A 21,257-nucleotide genomic window follows, 5' to 3' on the forward strand; every position below is an offset into this window, starting at 1 on the left:
GAGTTAATCTCTCTTTTTTTATTTCTAAAAACATCTCATGATTCAATAAATTTAGGATGAAAGTTTCTGAATTCCGTTGGGGTACAATTTGTTTGTTTTCTGAATTTTTCAATATAGTAACTGACACTTCCAAAGCCAACTTCCTCTGCAATTTCTGTTATTGGCATATCGCTGTTTCTAAGCAGCAGAGCACTTTTGTTAATACGATATGAAATTAAATATTCAAAGGGAGTTTGCCCGGTCATACGTTTAAAGAATCTACTGCATTCAGCACGACTTAAATTTGCATTTTTAGCCATATCTTCAAGTGTGATTTTCTGGTTATAGTTTTCTTCTATATAGGATAGCATTTTTTTAATACGCTGATCTTCAATAAAAGAATATGAACTAATTTCTTTGTCTAAGTATTTGATATTGATAATCATCAAATGCAAAATATTTAGTATAACATATTGCATCTTAAGTTCAAATCCAAAATTCTTTTCTTCATAAATCATATATAAATCTTTTAAGGATTTTAGAATCTTCTTCTCCCAATCAATAGAGAGATTTAGTGTAACAAACGAAATAGCCTTTGATTTCAAAAATGGCTCTATATATTTCTGACGTATAATGCTTTCGGAGGAACCTAAAAACAGCTCAGGAGATATATCAATACATATATACTCACTATCATTATTATTATATGATTTTGCAGAATGCAGACAGTTTGAATTAATAAATATGCCATTGTTCTTTTCAACTATATGCTCAGATTTGTCTATGGTAAAATTTACACATCCTTTTGTTACAAGTGCAAATTGAATCTCATCATGCCAGTGCAGCTGTACATATCCCAACTTGTTCTTACGCAGCATGGTTTTATAGATTGCTAATGGAAATGATTTATCTCCATGCTTTGTTATTTCTTTGAGGTTGCCAGTGGTTAAAATTTCATAAACTTGCAATGAAGAATCCTCCTATAAATCAATATTATGATATAAACTATCAATAAATTAATAGAATATTATTTTAAATCGCAATATAATTATAACATAAGCTAACAAATAATTGTACATATATAAAGATGTATATTTTTTTGTTATGATCTTAGGCATATTCAAAAAAATAACAAGTCAGTATGTTAGTATATTTTGAGTCATACTGCGTCAACAGAACCTTTTGATAGAACAACTATCAGCGGAACCTATTTCCTTGTCAATCGCAAAATATACTAACATCTTTGACTTGCTATTTTCTTTCATATGCCTTAAGAGAGATAGTGTTGCTTCAATGGTATAATAATTCTATAAAAAATTTTAATTTTAAGACAACAAATATTATAGTTGACGGATATCCTATTATGGATCAATATTTTTCTAACTTCGGTTTTGCCAGAGTTGTAAATTGGCATGGAGGATTAAAAGTTCCTGATGAAGTTTTATGTTTGCATACTATAGGAGATGTATAGACTATTCTTTTATTATTTTGTCTCATTAGATATTAATAAAGTTACAAATTTTTATAGAGAAAATTTATTATGAATTACAATTTAGTTGAGGGAACTAAAAGGATATTAGCTAATTTAAAAGAATTGGCAGAGTTAACTTCTAATGAGGAAAATTTTTCTAAATAAAAATGCAGTAATGTTTTATTTAAGGAGTTGTGAAAGTATTGATTAAATCAACCTTTTTATCTACCAGATTCACCAAAATGACAACTTTTTTTGCGGGAGTTCAATGGCTACTTTTTATGTTTGCTAATACTGTAGTTATTCCGTTATCTATTGGAACAGCCTTCCATGAACCTTCGACGGTAATTATGGCATCAATGAAGCTTTCATTTATGTATACGGGGATTGCCTGTATCTTTCAGGCTTTGATTGGGCATCGTTATGCATTGATGGAAGGACAGTCTGGACTTTGGTGGGGAGTACTTCTTAGTTTAGGCGCTTCTGCTGATGTGGCTCATATGAGTCTGGAGACTTTAGGTGGTGGTTTAGCTATTGGAATAATTATATCTGGTATCATGGTGGCAATCCTTGGAGCTCTCGGAATCGGATCCTTGTTAAAAAGGCTTTTTACCCCTATAGTTATGAGTGTTTTTCTTTTTTTGCTTGCTGGTTCATTAATCATTACCTTTTTTAAGGGGATGCTTGGCTTATCTACTTCGACTCAAATTAACCTTCCAGTAGCGGGATTATCTTTTTTTCTTGTTATATTGGTTACCTGTCTGAATATCAAGGGAAGGGGAAATTTAAGCAATTTTGCTATCCTAGCCGGAATATTGGTCGGTTGGTTACTTTACAGTTTGCTTTTCCCTCAGCAAAGCGCTATTAGAACTGGGAGTTCTACAACAATAATGCTATTTCCTCTTGGAAAGCCAAATTTGGAACTGAGTTCTATCATTACAGCTTTGCTAGCTGGTATGCTAAATACTGCAAATACAGTGGCTACTCTGCGCGGGGCGGAACAAATCTTCGGAGAGGAAGTAGATGAACGAAAGTATCGAAGGTCTTTTGTCCTGACAGGCATTAATACCGTCATAGCTGGTATGTTTGGTATGGTTCCCTATGCTCCCTATGCATCATCTTTAGGTTTTCTTCAAACAACACATATTCTCGAACGTTCTGCCTTTATTGTTGGTGGAGTACTATTTTTTCTATTGGGTCTAGTTCCATTTTTGAGTAAATTCTTTGCTACCCTCCCAATTAGCGTTGGTGATGCCGTGCTTTTCGTAGCTTATTTACAACTCATTGGAGCTGCTTTAAAGAATCTTAGCGGATTTCAGTTTAATGGCAAAACAATTTATAGGTTTGCCTTACCAATACTTTTGGGATTTGCAATTATGAGCATGCCTAACCAAATTTTTATATCACTGCCGATGGTAATCAGGCCTTTATTCAGTAATGGATTGTTAATGGGGAGTCTGATCGCAATATTATTGGAAAATCTAATCAACTGGGAAAAATATAAATAATCGCGCTTAATAATCTTAACGGGAAAGCATGTCAAGGTTTAAAGGTAACTAATTCGTTGGGTTTGACAAACAAGTTTTAATGGTCGCTCAAACAAATTAGTAATGCTTACTGAAAATTATATAATATGAAAGTACACAACTATTGCAAAAAAATGCACAAAATTATGTATTTTTCTTTTGAATTACGTTGCTATAACTTTTATAATTTTTTTCTTTTTTAAATCAATATTACGATATAAATCATCAATAAATTGATAGAATATTGTTTTAAATCGCAATATAATTATAACATAAGTTAACAAATAATTGTACATGTATAAATTAGAAGATCAAGTCATAGAGAGGGAGGTAGAATGAAAGAACTTGGGAACAGAAATGTAATCGATTGAATACATAAATGGAACTATTTATGTAGGTATGTTTAATAAGTAATGTGAGGCTGTATAAAGAGAGTAATTATATAATTAAATACCATTTATTATAAATCATATGAAGAAAAATAGAGGAGGAACTTATAATGATTAAAGAAGTAATCTCAACAAAAAATGCACCTGGAGCTATAGGGCCATATTCTCAGGCAATTAAAAAGGGTAAGAATATTTTTGTTTCAGGTCAGCTACCAGTAAACCCTCAAACTGGAGAAATCCCAGAGGATATAAAAGAACAAACAAAACAATCTTTAAATAATATAAAAGCAATATTAGAGGAAGCTGGAGCGTCTTTAGAAGATGTAGTAAAGACTACAGTGTTTTTAAAAGATTTATCAAATTTTTCTGTAGTTAATGAAATATATGGAGAATTTTTTACAGAAAATTACCCTGCTAGATGTTGTGTTGAGATATCTAAGCTACCTAAAGATGCTGGTGTAGAAATAGAGGTTATGGCAATTTTGGAGTAATAAAGTTCTAAATGGACTTAATGGGTAATTTGTGAGTGACAACAAAAAGATTAACTGATGTTTTGAGTGAAAGGAGAAATAAAAATGAGAGATTTAACAGAAATTAAATATATTCCAAATGAAAACGCAAGAAAAGCGCATAAAGAGAAAACACCTATAGACTTTATTGACAGAGAAGAAATTAAAAAGATTAGAAACTTTCATAAAAGCTTTCCAGAGTACAAAGTAACTCCACTTCATAGTTTAAATGAATTGTCTAAAAAATTAGGAGTTAGTAATATATGGGTGAAGGATGAATCTTATAGATTTGGACTTAATGCTTTTAAAGGATTGGGAGGTTCCTATGCTGTTGGTAAGTATATAGCAGAAAAATTAAATGTAGATATTTCAGAACTTTCTTTTGAAAAGTTGAGAAGTAAAGAAATAAAAGAAAAACTTGGAGATATTACATTTGTGACAGCAACTGATGGAAATCACGGAAGAGGAATTGCTTGGGCTGCAAACCAACTGGGGCAAAAATCAGTAATATTTATGCCAAAAGGGTCTTCAGAAATAAGATTAAACAATATAAGAAAAGAAGGAGCAGAAGCTTCTATAACGGATTTAAATTATGATGATGCCGTGAGATTAGCTAATAAATATGCAGATGAGCATAATGGGGTTATGATACAGGATAGTGCCTGGGATGGTTATGAAAAAATTCCAACTTGGATTATGCAGGGATATCTTACGCTTGTTGATGAAGCATTAGAACAGATAAAGGCTGACGGAAAAGGTAGGCCTACGCATGTATTTCTTCAGGCAGGTGTTGGTTCTTTTGCTGGAGCAGTGCAAGGGTATTTGGCATATTTGTTTGGTGAGGATAGACCAATAACTGCTATAGTTGAGCCAAATGAAGCAGCTTGCATATATAAATCTGCTAAAGCAAATGATGGAAAACCTCATGCAGTAACAGGCTTTATGCCAACCATAATGGCAGGACTTGCTTGCGGAGAGCCTAGTACTGTTGGCTGGAAAGTTTTAAAAGATTATTCAGATATGTATATATCCTGTCCGGATTATGTAACAGCAAGAGCAATGAGAATGCTTGGCAATCCATTAGAAGGGGATCCTAAAGTTATATCTGGAGAATCTGGTGCAGTAGGTATGGGGATTTTGAGTTTGATTTTAGAAGAAAATGACTTAAAAGAAATAGCTGAAAAATTAAATATAAATGAAGACTCAAGAATACTTATTATAAGCACAGAAGGCGACACTGATCCTGATAATTATAGAAAAGTAGTATGGGATGGAAAATATGCATCCATATAATGAATATAAAATCTAATTTGAATTTCGAAAGGAGAAACAAACATGATTAATAAATTAAATCTATCAATTAATTCTGAAAGTCTACTTAACCGACTTCAAGAACTTGGTCAAACTGGCAGGGAAAATGACAACAAACTATCGAGAGTAGCTGCTTCATATGCAGATAAAGCTGGACGTGACAAGGTAGTTACTTGGATGAAGGAAGCTGGATTAGAAGTTGCAATCGACAGAATCGGTAATATCTTTGGTACTTGGTATGGTACTGAAAATAGAAATGAAGAACCAATTTTGTTAGGCTCCCATATTGATACAGTAATTAACGCGGGTATTTATGATGGATGCTATGGAGTTATTGCTGGGATTGAGGTAATAAAAGTTTTGAAGAAGGCAGGATTTGTTCCAACTCGTCCAATTGCAGTTGCAGCGTTTACTAATGAAGAGGGTGTGAGATATGCCCCTGATATGATGGGATCTCTTGTATTTGCTGGTGGTCTTTCAGTTGATGATGCCCTTGCAACAGTGGGTACCGATGGCACAATATTGGGTGAAGAACTTAAACGTATTGGATATGCTGGAACAAAGGAGCCTGGATTTTTAAGGCCACATGCTTTCATTGAACTTCATGTTGAACAAGGTCCAATTCTTGATAAAATGGGTATTCCAATTGGTGCTGTTGAGAATCTTCAAGGTATTTCTTGGCAGCGAGTTACCATTAAAGGTGTTGCAAATCATGCTGGTACTACACCAACTGATATGAGACATGATGCAGGACTTGCGGCAGCAAGAGTTATAACATATTTACGCGATCGTGCAAATGCTTCTAATGGAAAAACTGTTGAAACAGTTGGAACTATTGAATTTAAGCCCAATGCGGTTAATGTAATTCCATCTTTAGCAACATTCACAGTTGATTTGCGTAATCCAAATGAAGAAAAATTGCAAGAGGAAGAAAAGGCACTTGCAAGCTATCTGAAAGAATTAGCTATCTCTGAAGGGGTATCAATTACTTCTGAACAACTAGTACGTTTTCAACCAGTTGATTTTGATGAGAAAATCGTTAAATTAATAGAGGAAGTTTCTAGTGAACATGGACTTCAATCAAGAAGAATGACATCTGGTGCAGGGCAGGATGCTCAAATGATTGCACGCGTTTGTCCTTCAGCTATGATTTTTGTTCCTAGTGTTAATGGGATAAGCCATAATCCTAAAGAGTTCACAGCGGGAACTGATTTAGTGGCTGGAGCTAACGTGTTACTTGATGTAGTTACTAAACTTACAGAGGCTAAATAAGTTTCTGTTAGTAAGCTCTATATGAAAGAAAATGTAAAAGTCTAACGGATAAAAGGTTAGGTGAATTAACGCTTGCGGAATTCCGCAAGCGGTTAAAAAATTATTTTATAAGGGAGATAGATTAGTATGAACAACGAAGATTTTGAAAAACAACTAATTGAGTGGAGACATTATTTTCATATGCATCCTGAAACTGCTTTTGAAGAAAAAAATACTTCTGAATATATTGCTAAAGCACTAACAGATATGGGATTAGAGGTTCATAGAAATATTGGTGGTACTGGAATCGTTGCTAATCTTACAGTGGGTGATGGTAAAGAGGTTATAGGTATTAGAACGGACATAGATGCTATTAACCTAACGGAAGAAGGTAAACATCCTTACACTTCTCAAAATCATGGTAAAATGCATGGGTGTGGTCATGATGGGCATATGACTACAGTATTGGGTGCAGCCAAGTTATTAACTGAGCGTAAAAACTTTAGCGGAACAGTTAGATTTATTTTTCAACCTGCGGAAGAACCTGGCAAAGGCTCTGCTGCTATGATTAAAGACGGACTTTTTGAACATTTTTCAATGGATGAGATTTATGGAATGCACAATATGCCAGGTATGCCTGCTGGTTCAATTTCAACTCGCAGCGGTGGAATTATGGGAAGTGAAGATAACTTTGTTATTCGTATTAAGGGACAAGGATCACACGCTTCAAGTCCTCATATGGGTAAAGATCCCATAGTTATTGCATCTGAAATTGTCCTTGCTTTGCAAACGATTATATCTCGTAATATGAACCCAAGTATTCCTGCTGTAATTTCATGTACTGAATTTATTACAGATGGTATTCATAATGCCATTCCTACCAATGTAGTAATTAAAGGGGATACTAGAAGTTATTCACCAGAGGTACAAAAGTTGTTAGAAGAAAGAATGAAAATTATTAGTGAGGGAATCTGCCAAATAAATGGAGCAGAATGCCAATTTGAATATACCCATGAATTTGCACCAACGGTTAACTCAGCAAAGTGTGTTGATATTGCGGTGAGAGCAGCTCAAAATGTTGTTGGTGAAAATAATGTAAATGGAAATTGTGAACAGTGGATGGCTTCTGAAGACTTTGGTACGTTTTTACAGAAAATTCCTGGCTGTTTGGTGTTTATAGGAACTTCTGATGAGTCTGCTGGAGTAGGCAATGTTCCGCTTCATAACTCATGCTATGACTATAATGATAATATATTAAAAATCGGAGCAGAATATTTTGCAGAATTAGTTAAAGTTCGTTTACCAAAATAAGTATTTTAGCATTTTTCATGTTAGGTATATTTGGCACTGTATTTATGTTGGGTCTTGGAATTATCTTTCTTGGACCTGGCTAAAAAAGTTTTATGAAAACGATTTTTGAAATAGTTTATACTATAGGAGGAATTATATATGTATGAAAATGCATCTGAAAAAAAGGAAAAATTACTAGACCCTAAAAAGTGGCATAAACAAGATACTACCTGGGCCTTGAGCCTTTTTGGAACAGCAATTGGAGCAGGAGTACTATTTTTACCTATTAATGCAGGAGTAGGAGGTATAATATCATTACTGTTTATTACCATATTTGCATTTCCTGTAATGTACTATGGACATAGGGCCTTTGCCAAAATTATATACTCTTCAAAAGCTGCTGATGAAGGTATTACAGGTACTATAAGAGAGTATTTTGGGCATACAGCAAGTAAAATTTTTAATTTAGTATATTTCTTCGCAATTTATACCATAGTACTAATGTATTCGGTTGCAATAACAAATACTGCAGAAAGTTTTATTGTGAATCAAATGCACTTTAACAAGCCACCAAGAGCAATTTTATCACTTGTATTAGTAATCGTTCTCATAGCTATAGTGAATTTTGGTCAAGATTTGACTATAAAAGTAATGAGTACGCTTGTATATCCTTTTATAGCTTCTCTGATTTTTATATCAATATATTTGATTCCACAGTGGAATATGTCAAGTTTAAATGTTTCAAGTATTTCTACAGTTTCAAGAGGACAAGGTATTTTAGGAATGCTATGGATGATTTTCCCTGTCATGGTGTTATCCTTTAATCATTATCCTATTATATCGCCTTTTGTTATAAAACAGAGAGAAACCTATGGAGAAGAAGCTACAGATGCAAAATGTGCTCAAATACAAAAGTACGGTTATATTTTGATATTTTCTGTTGTTATATTCTTCGTTTATAGTTGCGTATTAAGTTTATCACCAAAGGATCTTGCAATGGCAAAGGAACAAAATCTGTCAATACTTTCGTATCTTGCTAATCATTTAAATGTACCTATAATCACTTATATATCTCCTGTTATTGCGTTTGTTGCTATAATAAAATCTTTTCTTGGGCATTATGTGGGAGGATATGAGGTAATGCGTGACATAATAATGGAGTCCAGCAGAGCTCGTGGAAAAGAGCTAAGTGAAAAAACAGTTAAGACAATGATACTTATTTTTGTAATACTAACATGCTGGTATACTGCGTATGCAAATCCAAGTATTCTTGGAATCATAGAAAGTGTCAGCGGACCTACAGGTGCTGTTATTTTATGTATTTTACCAATGTATACTATTCATAAAATTCCTGCACTAGCTAAATATAGAGGAAAAGCAAGCAATGTATTTGTTACTGCTGTGGGAGTGATTACTGTTTTAGCAATTTTTAAATCATTATTCTAATTAAACAACTAAAAAATGTTTCAGATTGAAAATATTCTATATTAACATTAAAAGCTATTACATTGAAAAAGTTACCTAAATAATTAATTAAAGAAAATAAGATAATATCCACTAATTTTGTAGTGGACATAATCTTTATAAAAAATGTGTATACAAAACAACATCATGAAATTATTATTCATGATGTTGTTTTAACAATTTAGTTATATTTATTTAATTCTTCTTCAAGCTTACTTAAAGCATCAATTACTCCTTTATGTGTTTCCTGATGTCCGCTAGATAAACCGGATTTATCCATAGATATTATGTCACTTATGAATGAACTAATGGAATCTTTAAATCCGTTAACATTATCAATAATAGGTTTATTAGGACATTTAGGATTCATATATTGCAGTTCTATCATACCAACTATAAGGTCCATTCGCCCTTCTGGTTGTAAGCTGTTCCATGTTGCATTCCAGGCTTTTTTCACATTAGCAGGTGCATTTGATAAAAATTTGAAATCACTATCTTCAGCTTTTTTTTCATATACTTCAAAGAAAGTGGTTTTGGCTTTTTTAATAGTAGTTTCGAAATTAGTAGAAACTTCATTACAAGTTTTCTTATAGGTATTATTAACCACTTTATTAATTGAATTATTACAATCTAATTTTATACTCATTATATTTTCTCCTATTTAAATTTGTTTATTATCTATTCAAACTTCTGTAATGTTTTCATTAAGTAGTAAATATAAAGGAAATTTTTCTTGTTTTATAGCTTAAATATTACTAATTGGGTCATTTCTATGATAAATAATGTACCTTCATTGTATATATATTTTTTTTTATTTAGTGGAAGGCTGACTTAGTACTAAACATAACAAACCAACAAAGCATACTAAGTAAGGCTGACAATATAAACATAAATTTTTTTTCTTTTTTATAAATCCTTAGAGCATTAAAAAATAGGTAAAAACCTAAACATCCAATTGCATAAGACAATATTTTTTGCTTAATAAAGCCACCTAATATACCCATATATAATATAAAAGATATTGTTCCAAATATAAATGTGGATATTGTTATTAATGAATGTTTAATATTCTTCATTTTACTCTCCGTTTATGAAATTCTCACTATCATTATTAATTAAAGCAATTTCATCAGTATTATATAATAAAAATTATTTACCTAATCTTATAATACCTATTATATACATATTGAAATGGTAAATACAACCTTAATGGCATGAAACGTATAAAAATGGGCGTGAAAAGAATTTGTACACATAAATATTCTTTTCATGCTCATTTTTTGTCCTTTCATGACATAACTATTTACATTTACATTTTTATGTTATATTTCTGCATATAATTTATTGCATTTAACGAGTTTGCTTTGGATAAAGTCATTCTTATAAGCAAACTTCATCTGAACCTAAGAATTACTTTATATCTCTATTCAATTGTATGAAAAGTGAGTATAAATATGTATGAAATATTGATTTAGAATTAAATACTTCAGACTAAGGCACATAAAAATAAAACTACTCAGTATGCTAGTTTATTTTTATGTGCCTTAGCTTGGTTTAAAATGATTGATAACTTTTATATGTTAGTTTGAAAATTGTAGTTCATTTATTTAGCAATATTATTTGTAATAAAATTTATATTAAAAAAATATATAAAAAGTATATAGATGCATTTAAGATATTTCTAAATATATATACAAACAGTTTAATTATCAATATTGTGAAAGGGTGAAGTGGGAAACATGAATATTGTGGTATTAATAAAACAAGTGCCGGATATGGAAAGGGTTAAATTTGATAGAGAAAAAGGGGTAGTGGATAGAAAATCTGCTGGTACAGAAATAAATCCTTTTGATCTAAACGCATTAGAAACAGCGGTGAGTATAAGCGAGAAAATGGATGCGAAAGTTACAGTTATAAGTATGGGACTACCTAGTGCTGATGAAGCTTTAAAAGAAGCAATAGCAAGAGGGGCTCATGAAGGAATATTATTAAGTGACAGAAGTTTTGGTGGGGCTGACACTAAGGCAACTTCAAAAACTTTAGCTGGTGCTATAAGTAAAATCGGAAAATTTGATTTAATCATTGCTGGAGAAAAAACTGTTGATGGAGATACTGGACAAGTTGGACCAGAAATTGCAGAAATTTTGGACATACCTCATATAAGTTATGTGGAAAAAATAGAAGATATAAATCAGGATAATATAGTGGCACAATGTGAGCTTTGGGGAGGAACATACTTAAAGAAAGCTAAGTTTCCAGTGCTAATTACAGTAACAAAGTATATAAATGAACCTAGATTACCAACCTTTAAAAGTAAGATGAAAGCAAGAAAAGCGAAAATAACTGTTTGGGATATGGAAGAGCTTAAGGAAGTTTTAACTTTAGAGGAAGTGGGCTTTAAAGGTTCTCCTACAAAGGTTAAGAAAATAGAAGTTCCTCAAAGTGCTAAAAGAGAAGGAAAGTTATTTAGAGAAAATATAAACGAAGGTATTGAGGAAATAATTACTGTATTAGAAGATAAAAAGGTATTGGGGGTATAAGCATGAACTTGAAAGAATTCAGTGGGGTTTTGGTTTTTGCAGAGCAAAAGAATGGGGAAATTCATAAGGTAAGCTATGAGCTACTAGGTAAAGGAAAGAAAATTGCAGATAAGTTAGGAGCACCTTTATACTCAGTGGTCTTAGGACCTACCAATATAAAAACAGAGGAACTCATATATAGAGGTGCAGATAAGGTATTTTATTTAGAAGATGATATATTTAACGAACCAGAAGAATTGGTTTATAAAATAAATTTAGTTAAATTAATTGACAATATTAAGCCGGAAATATGTTTAATAGGTGCAACTAGCTTTGGCCGTTCTCTAGCACCAAGGGTAGCTGCTGCGCTTGGAACTGGTCTAACAGCAGATTGCACTGGACTAGAAGTTGATGAAGATGGAAAGTTAATACAGATAAGACCTGCTTTTAGCGAAAATATTTTGGCTCATATAAAGACAGAAACATACCCTCAAATGGCAACAGTAAGATATAAAGAATTTTGCGAGGGGAAAAGGGATACCTCACATAAAGGTGAGGTAGTAAAATTAGAAGCTGCTTATAGTAAAGATAAATTAGTAGAAGTAGTAAAGGAACTTAAGGGACAGGAGTTTGATATTACAGAAGCAAGTGTAGTTGTTTCAGGTGGAAAAGGATTAAAGTGTGCAGAAGATTTTAAAATGCTGGAGGAATTAGCAAAGGCTTTAGGAGGAGTTGTAGGAGCCAGTAGAAGCGTAGTTGATGATGGCTTTATTTCAAAAGAACATCAAGTGGGCTACAGCGGCAACAGGGTAAAACCAAAAGTTTATATTGCCTGTGGAATTTCAGGAGCACCTCAACATTTGGCAGGAATGAAGGATTCAGATATTATAATTGCCATAAATACAGATCCATCTGCACCTATTTTTAATATTGCGGATTACGGAATAGTAGGGGATTTATATGAAGTAGTTCCTAAGATTATAAGCAAAATAAAGGCTAAAAACAATTAATTATTAAATTGGGGGGATATAAAATGAAAGAGGAAATAATCAGTAATTTAAAAAATATAGTTGGAAAAGATTTTGTCATTAGTGATCTATCACAGATGCAGAGCTATTTATATGATGAAACAGAAACATTATTAAGACCAAAGGCTTGTGAAGATTGCGTAGTTGTAAAACCAGGCAGCAGTGAGGAAGTGTCTAAGATAGTTAAGTATGCAAATAAAGTATTAATTCCTGTTGTTCCAAGAGGCGGTGGTACAGGCTTATGTGGAGCAACAATACCACTTAAGCCAAGTATAATGTTATCCCTTGAGAGATTAGATAAAATAGTTGAATTGGATGAAGAAAATTTAATGATAACAGTAGAAGCAGGAGTTACTCTTGCAGGGTTGCTTGAAAGATTGAATAAGCATGAAAAGTTATTCTTCCCTATTCATCCAGGGGATGAAGGTGCACAAATCGGTGGAATGGTTGCTGAAAATGCAGGAGGAGTAAACGCTGTAAGACATGGTATTATGAGAAATCACATTAAAGCCTTAGAAGTAGTGCTTCCTACTGGAGAATTAGTTAGTTTAGGAAATAAGCTTTTGAAAAATAATATGGGATATGATTTGCTAAATATGATCATAGGCAGTGAAGGAACCTTAGGAATAGTGACAAAGGCTACTTTAAGATTATATACAAAAACAAGTAATGCAGGTACACTTGTTGTTTCCTTTGATGGTAGAAAAGATGCATCACTAGCTGTATCTAAGATACTTCAGGAAGGCATAACACCACTGGCTGTAGAGTATATGGAGAGATTTGTAGCATTAGAATCAGCAAAACATATTGGAAAGGTATGGCCAGCTACAAAGGGAAGTGTTGACTTAATATTTATATTGAATGAAGCTACAGAAGATGATTTATATGCAAGAAGCGAAAAAATCGTGGAATTGTGTGAACAATATAATGCTATTGATAGTCTAATAGCTGAAACTACTAAGGATCAAAGAAATATTTTGGAGATAAGAAGTAATGCGTACACTGCTTTTAAGGAAAACGTGGCAGATGCTTTAGATATAGCAGTTCCTCCAGCTTCAGTACCAAGTCTTATTGATGATTTAATCAAAATAGCTGACAAATATCATACTGTTACTCCATCTGTTGGACATATTGCAGATGGTAATGTTCACAATTTTATAATGCTAGAAAACGGGAAACTACCAGTTTGTTTTGAGGATATAAAAGAGGAAATGTATAAAGCAGCTATGAAATATGGTGGAACTGTTACAGCAGAACATGGTACTGGTAAGACAAGAAAGAAGCACATGTCACTTCAGTATAGTGAAAGAGAAATAGAAATAATGAAGGGCATTAAGAAGATATTCGATCCTAATATGATATTAAATCCAGGAACAATAGTAAATTAAAAAGTGCAAAGCTATAAGTAAGTAATGATAAAATTGCTTCCTTTATGTTTAATGTAATTATAAATACAGAAGGTAGCATAGTTTCAGCAGTTAGTGGAAACTATATTGAAGCTTTTTATGAGGGTTGCAAAGTAGTTGAAAAGTTAGATAGCGTCAGTATAAATGAAAAAGCAGATCTGGTAATTGCCACTGCTGGTGGATATCCAAAGGATATAAACTTCTATCAGACAAGTAAAACTATAATGAATGCTAAAGAAGCTGTAAAGATTGGTGGAACAATAATTATATTAAGTCAGTGCAGCGAAGGTTTAGGCGGTAATGAAGATGTTAAAAATATGATATCAAATTATGACAACATGTTAGAAAGAGAGAAGGAACTGAGACGTGAATACAGTATTTCTAAAGATGTAGCGTATATATTCTGTGATATAGCAAGTTGGTCAAATGTTATATTTGTAGCAGATTTAGATCCAAATCTTGTAAAAAAAGCAAGTATAACTGTAGTAAAAACTATAGAAGAAGCGTTGGAATTAACTTATAAAAAGAAAGGCAGAAATTTAAAAACTTATGTTATGTCTCATGGTGCAAATACTTTTCCAAAGATAAATGAAGGGTAATATGATTTGTTTGCGTTACTAGAAATATATGCAAAAATAAATTAAAATCTTCATGGTTTAGAAGAGGTGTAGAGGTAATGGAAATGCTAAAGTATGTTGAAAGTTTTCTATTGGTTAATTTTGTAATAATGTGTATTTAGGATAGTTTAAAATTAAGTTTTTATAAAAATATGATACTTGGTGAGTGGTGTATTTTTACTTTTTTTATTTTTCATAGTTATAGATAATTTTTTTGCAATCTTACAAACAAGTTTTTTTGAATTAGAAGAACTGTTTGAAAAATCCAGCGTTTATTATGATATAAGTTAGTTAATATTTTGTTAAAGAATTGTTTACCGTATATGTATAATTTGTTATAATTCATATATGTACTTTTAAAATATATATATGTAGAGGTGAAAAATGAAAAAAATAGCAATTGTTTTAGGAGCACTGTTGCTTATGGTTGTAAGTGTTAATATTGGGATATTATTTGCAAAAGCAAAGATTGAGAATGAAAGCAAAATAGGTACTAATGAGATTAACAGTCAAGTAAAACAGGAAAATTTAGTTACCACTCAAAATCAAAATGATACTCAGTCTAAGCAAAATAGTAAATTAACACAAAATCAATCTAAATCAGAGTTTTCAGAAGGTAAAAAACTAAATTCTTATGATATGGATAAAAATAGTTTAGATAATAGCACAAATGGAAGTTCTAATAATTCAAGTATTGAAAATAAAACCGCTGGAAATGCAAGTGGTAGTGACTGGATGAAAATGACGAGTTCACAAAAAAGTAGATTAGTGTCATCAGTTATTAGATCATGGAAAAGTAATGGAATAAAAGTTGATGTTGGAGATTCATGGTTTATTGATGCTTTAGATAGTTTTTATGGAGATGATTATACCAATGGTACAAATGTTGCTGAAGCTATGTCTTTATCAGGAGCAGTAGGTAATGTGTTACATCAATAAAAGCTATTTAATAGTATATTAGTTATTGAATTTTTTTAAACAGATATATAACATAGAACTTAAGTTTTATAAGGACATTTAAGATAATTGTATATTAAAAGGAAGATGTTTAGATTGTGGAACATCTTCTTTTTTACATTAATTTTAAATATGTTTATCTATAAAATAACAGTAAAATAACGCTAAAAAGGTCTTAGTAAAAGTGAGAAATATGTTTTATAAATTGATACTATATAAAGTTGTTTACAAATTATATTAAATTTATGAATTAATCAATATTATACTTTGTTAGAACTTTAAACATGTTTTAAGATGATCTAAAATTTATATAGTTAGATATATACCGATAATAGCGCTGGAATTATATTGCATTAGCATTGAAAGTTACAATTTAAGGGATTAATATAATAAGTGCTGATAAAATTATAACAGCACTTTTAATTTTTATATTATTATATTGAATTTCTATAAAAAAAAGTTCAGGAAAAAGTTCAATATAATTTAACGATACTTAAAATTAATTGTTTTACTTATAATAAGGTATACATTTAGAATGCGAACATTGCTAAAACGTTAACAATTCTAGCTTGACATTAATTTCAGAATATTTTAATATGTTTATATCAAGGTATTTACAGTACTTTACATCGGTAATCATTTTTTCATTTAATGGATTTATGAAGATTAATTGCTTATGTTAAGTTAATAAGTAAAAGGTTAAATTAGGGGGGTAATTTATGGAAAATAAGGTACTGACCGTCTGTCCTTACTGTGGTGCTGGATGTAATTTAAATCTAGTTGTAGAAGATGGAAAGATAGTAAGAGCTGAACCTGCTAATGGTAGAACCAACGAAGGCAGTTTATGTCTTAAGGGACATTATGGATGGGATTTTTTAAATGATCCTAAAATTTTAACAGCTCGTTTAAAGAAACCTATGATAAGAAAAAATGGACAGCTTGAAGAGGCATCCTGGGAAGAAGCTATAAGTTTTACAGCTTCAAGGTTAAAAGAAATTAAAGAGAAATATGGACCGGATTCAATTATGGGAACAGGTTGTGCTAGAGGATCTGGAAATGAAGCTAACTATATTATGCAGAAGTTTATGAGGGCAGTTATTGGAACAAACAATGTTGACCACTGTGCTAGAGTTTGACATGCACCTTCTGTAGCCGGTCTGGCTTACGTATTAGGTAATGGAGCAATGTCAAATGGCATTCATGAAATTGATGATTGTGATTTAGTATTCATATTTGGCTATAATGGTGCAGAATCACACCCTATAGTTGCAAGAAGAATAGTTAAAGCAAAATCAAAGGGAGCTAAAATAGTGGTAACAGATCCACGTATAACAGAATCGGCTAGGATAGCTGATTTATGGCTTCCAATAAAAAATGGTACTAATATGGTATTAGTAAACGCTTTTGCAAATGTTTTAATAAATGAAGGTTTATACAATAAGGAGTATGTTGAACAACATACAGAAGGTTTTGAAGAATATAAAGCCTTAGTAGAAAAGTATACTCCAGAGTATGCAGAAAAAATAACTGGAGTAAGTGCACAAGATATAAGAAAATCAATGAGAATGTATGCTAAAGCTAAAAATGCTATGATACTTTATGGAATGGGAGTATGTCAATTTGGACAGGCGGTTGATGTAGTTAAGGGATTAGCTTCATTAGCACTTCTAACAGGCAATTTTGGAAGACCAAATGTAGGAATTGGTCCTGTAAGAGGACAAAATAATGTACAAGGTGCTTGTGATATGGGTGCACTTCCTAATGTATATCCAGGATATCAATCTGTAACCAATGATGCTATAAGGGAAAAGTTTGAGAATGCCTGGGGAGTAAAACTTTCAAACAAGATAGGCTATCATCTAACTGAAGTTCCTCATTTAGTACTCAAAGAGGATAAAATAAAAGCTTATTACATAATGGGTGAAGATCCAGTACAAAGTGATCCTGATGCAGCAGAGGTTAGAGAAGCTTTAGATAAGTTAGAGTTTGTAATTGTTCAAGATATATTTATGAATAAAACAGCACTTCATGCAGATGTAATATTACCAGCTACTTCATGGGGTGAACATGAAGGGGTATATAGTTCTGCTGATAGAGGATTCCAAAGATTCCGTAAGGCAATAGAACCTACAGGAGATGTAAAACCTGACTGGCAGATAATTTCAGAAATTGCTAAAGCTATGGGGTATGACATGAATTATAAGAATACAAAAGAAATCTGGGATGAGTTAAGATACTTGTGCCCAAATTTCAAAGGAGCAAGTTATGAAAGACTTGAAGAGCTAGGAGGGATCCAGTGGCCATGTCCTTCAGAAGACCATCCAGGAACTTCATATTTGTATAAAGGAAATAAATTTAACACTCCAAGTGGAAAGGGAAATTTATTTGCAGCAGAATGGAGAGCACCTATGGAGCTTACGGATGAGCAATATCCTCTAGTACTTTCTACAGTAAGAGAGGTTGGACATTATTCAGTAAGAACAATGACTGGTAACTGTAGAGCACTTCAGCAGTTAGCTGACGAGCCAGGTTATGTTCAGATAAATCCAAATGATGCTAAAAACTTAAATATCTCAAATGAGGAGTTTATAAGAATAAGCTCACGAAGAGGTTCTGTAGTAGCTAAAGCATTAGTTACAGATAGAGTTAATAAAGGTGCAGTATATATGACATATCAATGGTGGGTAGGTGCATGTAATGAGCTTACTTTAAATAACTTAGATCCTATATCTAAGACACCAGAATATAAGTATTGTGCTGTGAAAGTAGAACAGATTAAAGATCAAAAAGCTGCAGAGCAGTATGTAAAAGATGAATATATAAAAATAAGAAGAAAGATGAATATAGATTTGGAATGTTGTAAATAGATAAACGAAGGCATCTTCAAGAAAATCTATCTTTAAATTAAACTCTTTTCTAAATTAAAAGAGGCAGAAAACTATAACAGAATAAAGATTTTGTTATAGCTAAAAACAATTTAAAGATAGATTTTTTTTAGGAATAATATATTGGTATAATTTTAATGTGTTGACATATTTTCTTTATATAAATAATATGTTAATGTATAAAAATAGGAGTAAATATTTAGAAAATTTACACAATGATTATGTAGTAAAATTTTAAGAATATAGTGTAAAGAGTAATATAATAAAAATTAAATTTAATAAATAATTAGAGGTAAGTAGAATGATTTATTATTCTATTTATATAAATCTTTAGGTAAGAGGGTGAATTTTAATGGATATGGCACAAAAACAAAATTTAGAAACAGACATGTGTGGCAAAGACGTAATAGAAAAATATCCTAAAGAACAGAGATATACTTTGGCCATTTTACAGGATATACAAAGAAAATATAAGTATATCCCTAGAGAAGCATTAGAAGCTTTAGCTGAATACTTAGAAACTCCAGTTAGCAGACTTTATGGTATGGCAACTTTTTATAAGGCTCTAAGTTTAACACCAAAAGGAGAATACATTATAACTGTATGTGATGGAACTGCCTGTCACGTAGCTGGATCAATGGTGGTGTTAGATGAACTTGAAAAAATATTAGGTATAAAACCTGGGGAAACCACAGAAGATCTTAAGTTTTCAATTAATACAGTTAACTGTATAGGATGTTGTGCTATAGCTCCTGTTATGATGATTAACGAAAAATATTATGGAAATTTGACACCTAAGATGATAAAAGAAATTCTTGATGAGTATAGGGGTGAAAAATAATGAGTAATAAGAAAACAGTTAATGTATGCTGCGGAGCTGGGTGTTTAGCAAAGCACAGTATGGAAGTATTTGAGGAGCTTAAGAAAAAAATAGCAGAACTAGGGGCAAATGCTGAAGTAAAAACTGAAGTTAAGTTAAAAGCAACTGGTTGTGATGGACTTTGTGAAAAAGGACCAGTAATAAAAATTTATCCTGATGACATAGCATATTTTAAAGTAAAAGTAGAAGATGTAGAAGATGTAGTTAAAAAGACACTTATGAATGGGGAAATTATTGAAAAATTATTATATTTTGAAACATCAACTAAACAAAGATTAAGAAATCATAAACAAAGTGAATTTTGTAAAAGACAGAATAAAATTGCTCTTAGAAATGTAGGAGAAATTGATCCAACAGTTATAGAAGATTATATAGAAAGAGGCGGATACAAAGCCTTAAAGAAAGTGCTTTCAGAAATGAAGCCAGAAGATGTACTTAAAGAAGTAGGTGATTCAGGACTTAGAGGAAGAGGTGGAGCTGGATTCCCTACAGCTCGTAAATGGCAGACAGCTGCACAAATTGATACAACACCTAAATATGTAGTGTGCAATGGTGATGAAGGTGATCCAGGCGCATTTATGGATAGAAGTATAATGGAAGGCGATCCTCACAGCGTTATTGAAGGTATGACAATTTGTGCTTATGCAGTTGGAGGAAGCTTAGGATTTGCATATATAAGAGATGAATATGGACTAGCTGTCGAAAATATGCAGAAGGCAATAGATGTAGCTAGAGAAAGAGGACTTTTAGGTAAAAATATATTAGGTACTAATTTTTCATTTGATATCCAAATAGTAAGAGGTGGAGGAGCTTTTGTTTGTGGTGAATCTACAGCACTTATGTCTTCTATTGAGGGTATGGTAGGAGAGCCTAGAGCTAAATATATACACACTACAGAAAAAGGCTTATGGGGACAACCTACAGTATTGAATAATGTTGAAACCTGGGCTAATATTCCTATAATACTTGAAAAAGGTGGACAGTGGTATCATTCAATAGGAACCATGGAAAAGAGTAAAGGTACAAAGGTATTCTCACTAGTTGGTAAGGTTAAGAATACTGGTCTTGTAGAAGTTCCTATGGGTACTACTTTAAGAGAAATTATATATGACATAGGTGGAGGAGTATTAAACGATAGAAAGTTTAAAGCTGTTCAAATAGGTGGACCTTCAGGAGGATGTTTACCTGAAGAATATTTAGATTTGCCAGTTGATTATGATACTTTAACTAAGGCAGATTCAATGATGGGTTCAGGTGGTATGATTGTTATGGACGATAGAACCTGTATCGTTGATGTTACAAGATATTATCTAAGTTTCCTAGCTGAAGAATCTTGTGGAAAATGTGTGCCTTGTAGAGAAGGCGTAAAGAGGATGCTGGAGATATTAACAGATATATGTAATGGCGAAGGTAGAGAAGGAGATTTGGAAGAACTTCTTGAAATTTGTTCAATGGCAAAGGATGCGGCTTTATGTAGTCTTGGAAAGAGCGCACCAAATCCAGTAGTTGCCTCAATAAGATATTTCAGAGATGAATTTGAAGAACACATAAGAAATAAGAGATGTAGAGCAGGTATATGTAAGAAGCTTACAACATTTGTTATAGATACTGACAAATGTAAAGGCTGCGGTATGTGCAGTAAGAATTGTGCAGTGGATGCTATCACAGGAGACGTTAAAAAACCTCATGTAATTGATGACGATAAGTGTGTAAGATGCGGAAACTGTATGAATATATGTAAATTTGATGCAGTCAAGGTTAAATAGGGGGGTGAC

The 21,257-nt window shown here is 32.2% G+C and carries 17 protein-coding genes and 1 pseudogene; 16 read left to right on the forward strand and 2 right to left on the reverse strand.

The genetic code is table 11. From position 1 onward, the window contains the following. Positions 1-35: 35 nt before the first annotated feature. Complete coding sequence (locus HBE96_RS17550; RefSeq protein ID WP_169299006.1) at positions 36-947, reverse strand: AraC family transcriptional regulator; 912 nt, start codon at positions 945-947, stop codon at positions 36-38. A gap of 314 nt (positions 948-1,261) precedes the next feature. Here HBE96_RS17550 and HBE96_RS17555 point away from each other — a divergent pair, with 314 nt between their 5' ends. The 7 genes from HBE96_RS17555 (at position 1,262) to HBE96_RS17585 (ending at position 9,172) form a co-directional block, all read left to right on the forward strand. Next, entirely contained in the window at positions 1,262-1,450 is a 189-nt protein-coding gene (locus HBE96_RS17555; RefSeq protein ID WP_169299007.1) for a hypothetical protein, read from the forward strand. Positions 1,451-1,653: 203 nt separating this feature from the next. Beyond that, the gene (locus HBE96_RS17560; RefSeq protein ID WP_206154977.1) at positions 1,654-2,958 is read left to right on the forward strand and encodes a uracil/xanthine transporter; all 1,305 of its coding nucleotides are present in this window, start codon (positions 1,654-1,656) and stop codon (positions 2,956-2,958) included. A 517-nt stretch (positions 2,959-3,475) separates the two neighbouring features. After that, complete coding sequence (locus tag HBE96_RS17565; RefSeq protein ID WP_206154978.1) at positions 3,476-3,856, forward strand: RidA family protein; 381 nt, start codon at positions 3,476-3,478, stop codon at positions 3,854-3,856. 84 nt (positions 3,857-3,940) lie between these two features. Further along, positions 3,941-5,167 (forward strand): diaminopropionate ammonia-lyase, encoded by a 1,227-nt coding sequence (gene dpaL, locus HBE96_RS17570; RefSeq protein ID WP_169299008.1) that lies wholly within the window; start codon positions 3,941-3,943, stop codon positions 5,165-5,167. A 42-nt stretch (positions 5,168-5,209) separates the two neighbouring features. Next, positions 5,210-6,457, forward strand: coding sequence for a Zn-dependent hydrolase (locus HBE96_RS17575; protein ID WP_169299009.1), 1,248 nt, complete (start codon positions 5,210-5,212; stop codon positions 6,455-6,457). 126 nt (positions 6,458-6,583) lie between these two features. Further along, positions 6,584-7,747 (forward strand): M20 aminoacylase family protein, encoded by a 1,164-nt coding sequence (locus HBE96_RS17580; RefSeq protein WP_169299010.1) that lies wholly within the window; start codon positions 6,584-6,586, stop codon positions 7,745-7,747. 138 nt (positions 7,748-7,885) lie between these two features. Beyond that, complete coding sequence (locus HBE96_RS17585) at positions 7,886-9,172, forward strand: aromatic amino acid transport family protein (RefSeq protein WP_169299011.1); 1,287 nt, start codon at positions 7,886-7,888, stop codon at positions 9,170-9,172. A gap of 199 nt (positions 9,173-9,371) precedes the next feature. Here the strand turns inward: HBE96_RS17585 and HBE96_RS17590 are convergent, their stop codons facing one another. Then, positions 9,372-9,836 carry a hypothetical protein gene (locus HBE96_RS17590; RefSeq protein ID WP_169299012.1) on the reverse strand — a complete coding sequence of 155 codons (465 nt, stop codon included), beginning with the start codon at positions 9,834-9,836 and terminating at the stop codon, positions 9,372-9,374. Between the two features lie 1,093 nt (positions 9,837-10,929). Between HBE96_RS17590 and HBE96_RS17595 the strand changes: the two genes are divergently transcribed. The 9 genes and pseudogenes from HBE96_RS17595 to HBE96_RS17630 all read left to right on the forward strand — a co-directional run bounded on the left by HBE96_RS17595 (position 10,930) and on the right by HBE96_RS17630 (position 21,248). Beyond that, complete coding sequence (locus tag HBE96_RS17595) at positions 10,930-11,730, forward strand: electron transfer flavoprotein subunit beta/FixA family protein (RefSeq protein WP_169299013.1); 801 nt, start codon at positions 10,930-10,932, stop codon at positions 11,728-11,730. A gap of 2 nt (positions 11,731-11,732) precedes the next feature. Continuing rightward, complete coding sequence (locus HBE96_RS17600; RefSeq protein ID WP_169299014.1) at positions 11,733-12,719, forward strand: electron transfer flavoprotein subunit alpha/FixB family protein; 987 nt, start codon at positions 11,733-11,735, stop codon at positions 12,717-12,719. A 23-nt stretch (positions 12,720-12,742) separates the two neighbouring features. Continuing rightward, positions 12,743-14,125 (forward strand): FAD-binding oxidoreductase, encoded by a 1,383-nt coding sequence (locus tag HBE96_RS17605; RefSeq protein WP_169299015.1) that lies wholly within the window; start codon positions 12,743-12,745, stop codon positions 14,123-14,125. Between the two features lie 44 nt (positions 14,126-14,169). After that, positions 14,170-14,742 (forward strand): nickel-dependent lactate racemase family protein, encoded by a 573-nt coding sequence (locus HBE96_RS17610; RefSeq protein WP_206154979.1) that lies wholly within the window; start codon positions 14,170-14,172, stop codon positions 14,740-14,742. Between the two features lie 8 nt (positions 14,743-14,750). After that, a pseudogene (locus tag HBE96_RS27000) lies at positions 14,751-14,843 on the forward strand (sigma-70 family RNA polymerase sigma factor); the annotation flags it as partial. A 301-nt stretch (positions 14,844-15,144) separates the two neighbouring features. Then, positions 15,145-15,699, forward strand: a complete 555-nt coding sequence (locus HBE96_RS17615; RefSeq protein ID WP_169299016.1) for a hypothetical protein — start codon at positions 15,145-15,147, stop codon at positions 15,697-15,699. 737 nt (positions 15,700-16,436) lie between these two features. Continuing rightward, positions 16,437-18,584 carry a formate dehydrogenase subunit alpha gene (gene fdhF / locus HBE96_RS17620; RefSeq protein ID WP_169299017.1) on the forward strand — a complete coding sequence of 716 codons (2,148 nt, stop codon included), beginning with the start codon at positions 16,437-16,439 and terminating at the stop codon, positions 18,582-18,584. 370 nt (positions 18,585-18,954) lie between these two features. Continuing rightward, complete coding sequence (gene nuoE / locus HBE96_RS17625) at positions 18,955-19,443, forward strand: NADH-quinone oxidoreductase subunit NuoE (protein ID WP_169299018.1); 489 nt, start codon at positions 18,955-18,957, stop codon at positions 19,441-19,443. Continuing rightward, positions 19,443-21,248 carry an NADH-quinone oxidoreductase subunit NuoF gene (locus HBE96_RS17630; protein ID WP_169299019.1) on the forward strand — a complete coding sequence of 602 codons (1,806 nt, stop codon included), beginning with the start codon at positions 19,443-19,445 and terminating at the stop codon, positions 21,246-21,248. Before nuoE ends, HBE96_RS17630 begins: the two co-directional genes overlap by 1 nt. The last annotated feature ends 9 nt before the right edge of the window (positions 21,249-21,257 follow it).

The sequence above is a fragment of the Clostridium muellerianum genome (assembly GCF_012926525.1).
Taxonomy (GTDB): Bacteria; Bacillota; Clostridia; order Clostridiales; family Clostridiaceae; genus Clostridium_AM; species Clostridium_AM muellerianum.

Bases quoted from the DNA above. Each gene is read 5' to 3' on its own strand.
- HBE96_RS17565 (WP_206154978.1), top strand. From the start codon at position 3,476: ATGATTAAAGAAGTAATCTCAACAAAAAATGCACCTGGAGCTATAGGG.
- dpaL (WP_169299008.1), top strand. From the start codon at position 3,941: ATGAGAGATTTAACAGAAATTAAATATATTCCAAATGAAAACGCAAGA.
- HBE96_RS17575 (WP_169299009.1), top strand. From the start codon at position 5,210: ATGATTAATAAATTAAATCTATCAATTAATTCTGAAAGTCTACTTAAC.
- HBE96_RS17580 (WP_169299010.1), top strand. From the start codon at position 6,584: ATGAACAACGAAGATTTTGAAAAACAACTAATTGAGTGGAGACATTAT.
- HBE96_RS17585 (WP_169299011.1), top strand. From the start codon at position 7,886: ATGTATGAAAATGCATCTGAAAAAAAGGAAAAATTACTAGACCCTAAA.
- HBE96_RS17590 (WP_169299012.1), bottom strand. From the start codon at position 9,836: ATGAGTATAAAATTAGATTGTAATAATTCAATTAATAAAGTGGTTAAT.
- HBE96_RS17595 (WP_169299013.1), top strand. From the start codon at position 10,930: ATGAATATTGTGGTATTAATAAAACAAGTGCCGGATATGGAAAGGGTT.
- HBE96_RS17600 (WP_169299014.1), top strand. From the start codon at position 11,733: ATGAACTTGAAAGAATTCAGTGGGGTTTTGGTTTTTGCAGAGCAAAAG.
- HBE96_RS17605 (WP_169299015.1), top strand. From the start codon at position 12,743: ATGAAAGAGGAAATAATCAGTAATTTAAAAAATATAGTTGGAAAAGAT.
- HBE96_RS17610 (WP_206154979.1), top strand. From the start codon at position 14,170: ATGTTTAATGTAATTATAAATACAGAAGGTAGCATAGTTTCAGCAGTT.
- HBE96_RS17615 (WP_169299016.1), top strand. From the start codon at position 15,145: ATGAAAAAAATAGCAATTGTTTTAGGAGCACTGTTGCTTATGGTTGTA.
- nuoE (WP_169299018.1), top strand. From the start codon at position 18,955: ATGGATATGGCACAAAAACAAAATTTAGAAACAGACATGTGTGGCAAA.
- HBE96_RS17630 (WP_169299019.1), top strand. From the start codon at position 19,443: ATGAGTAATAAGAAAACAGTTAATGTATGCTGCGGAGCTGGGTGTTTA.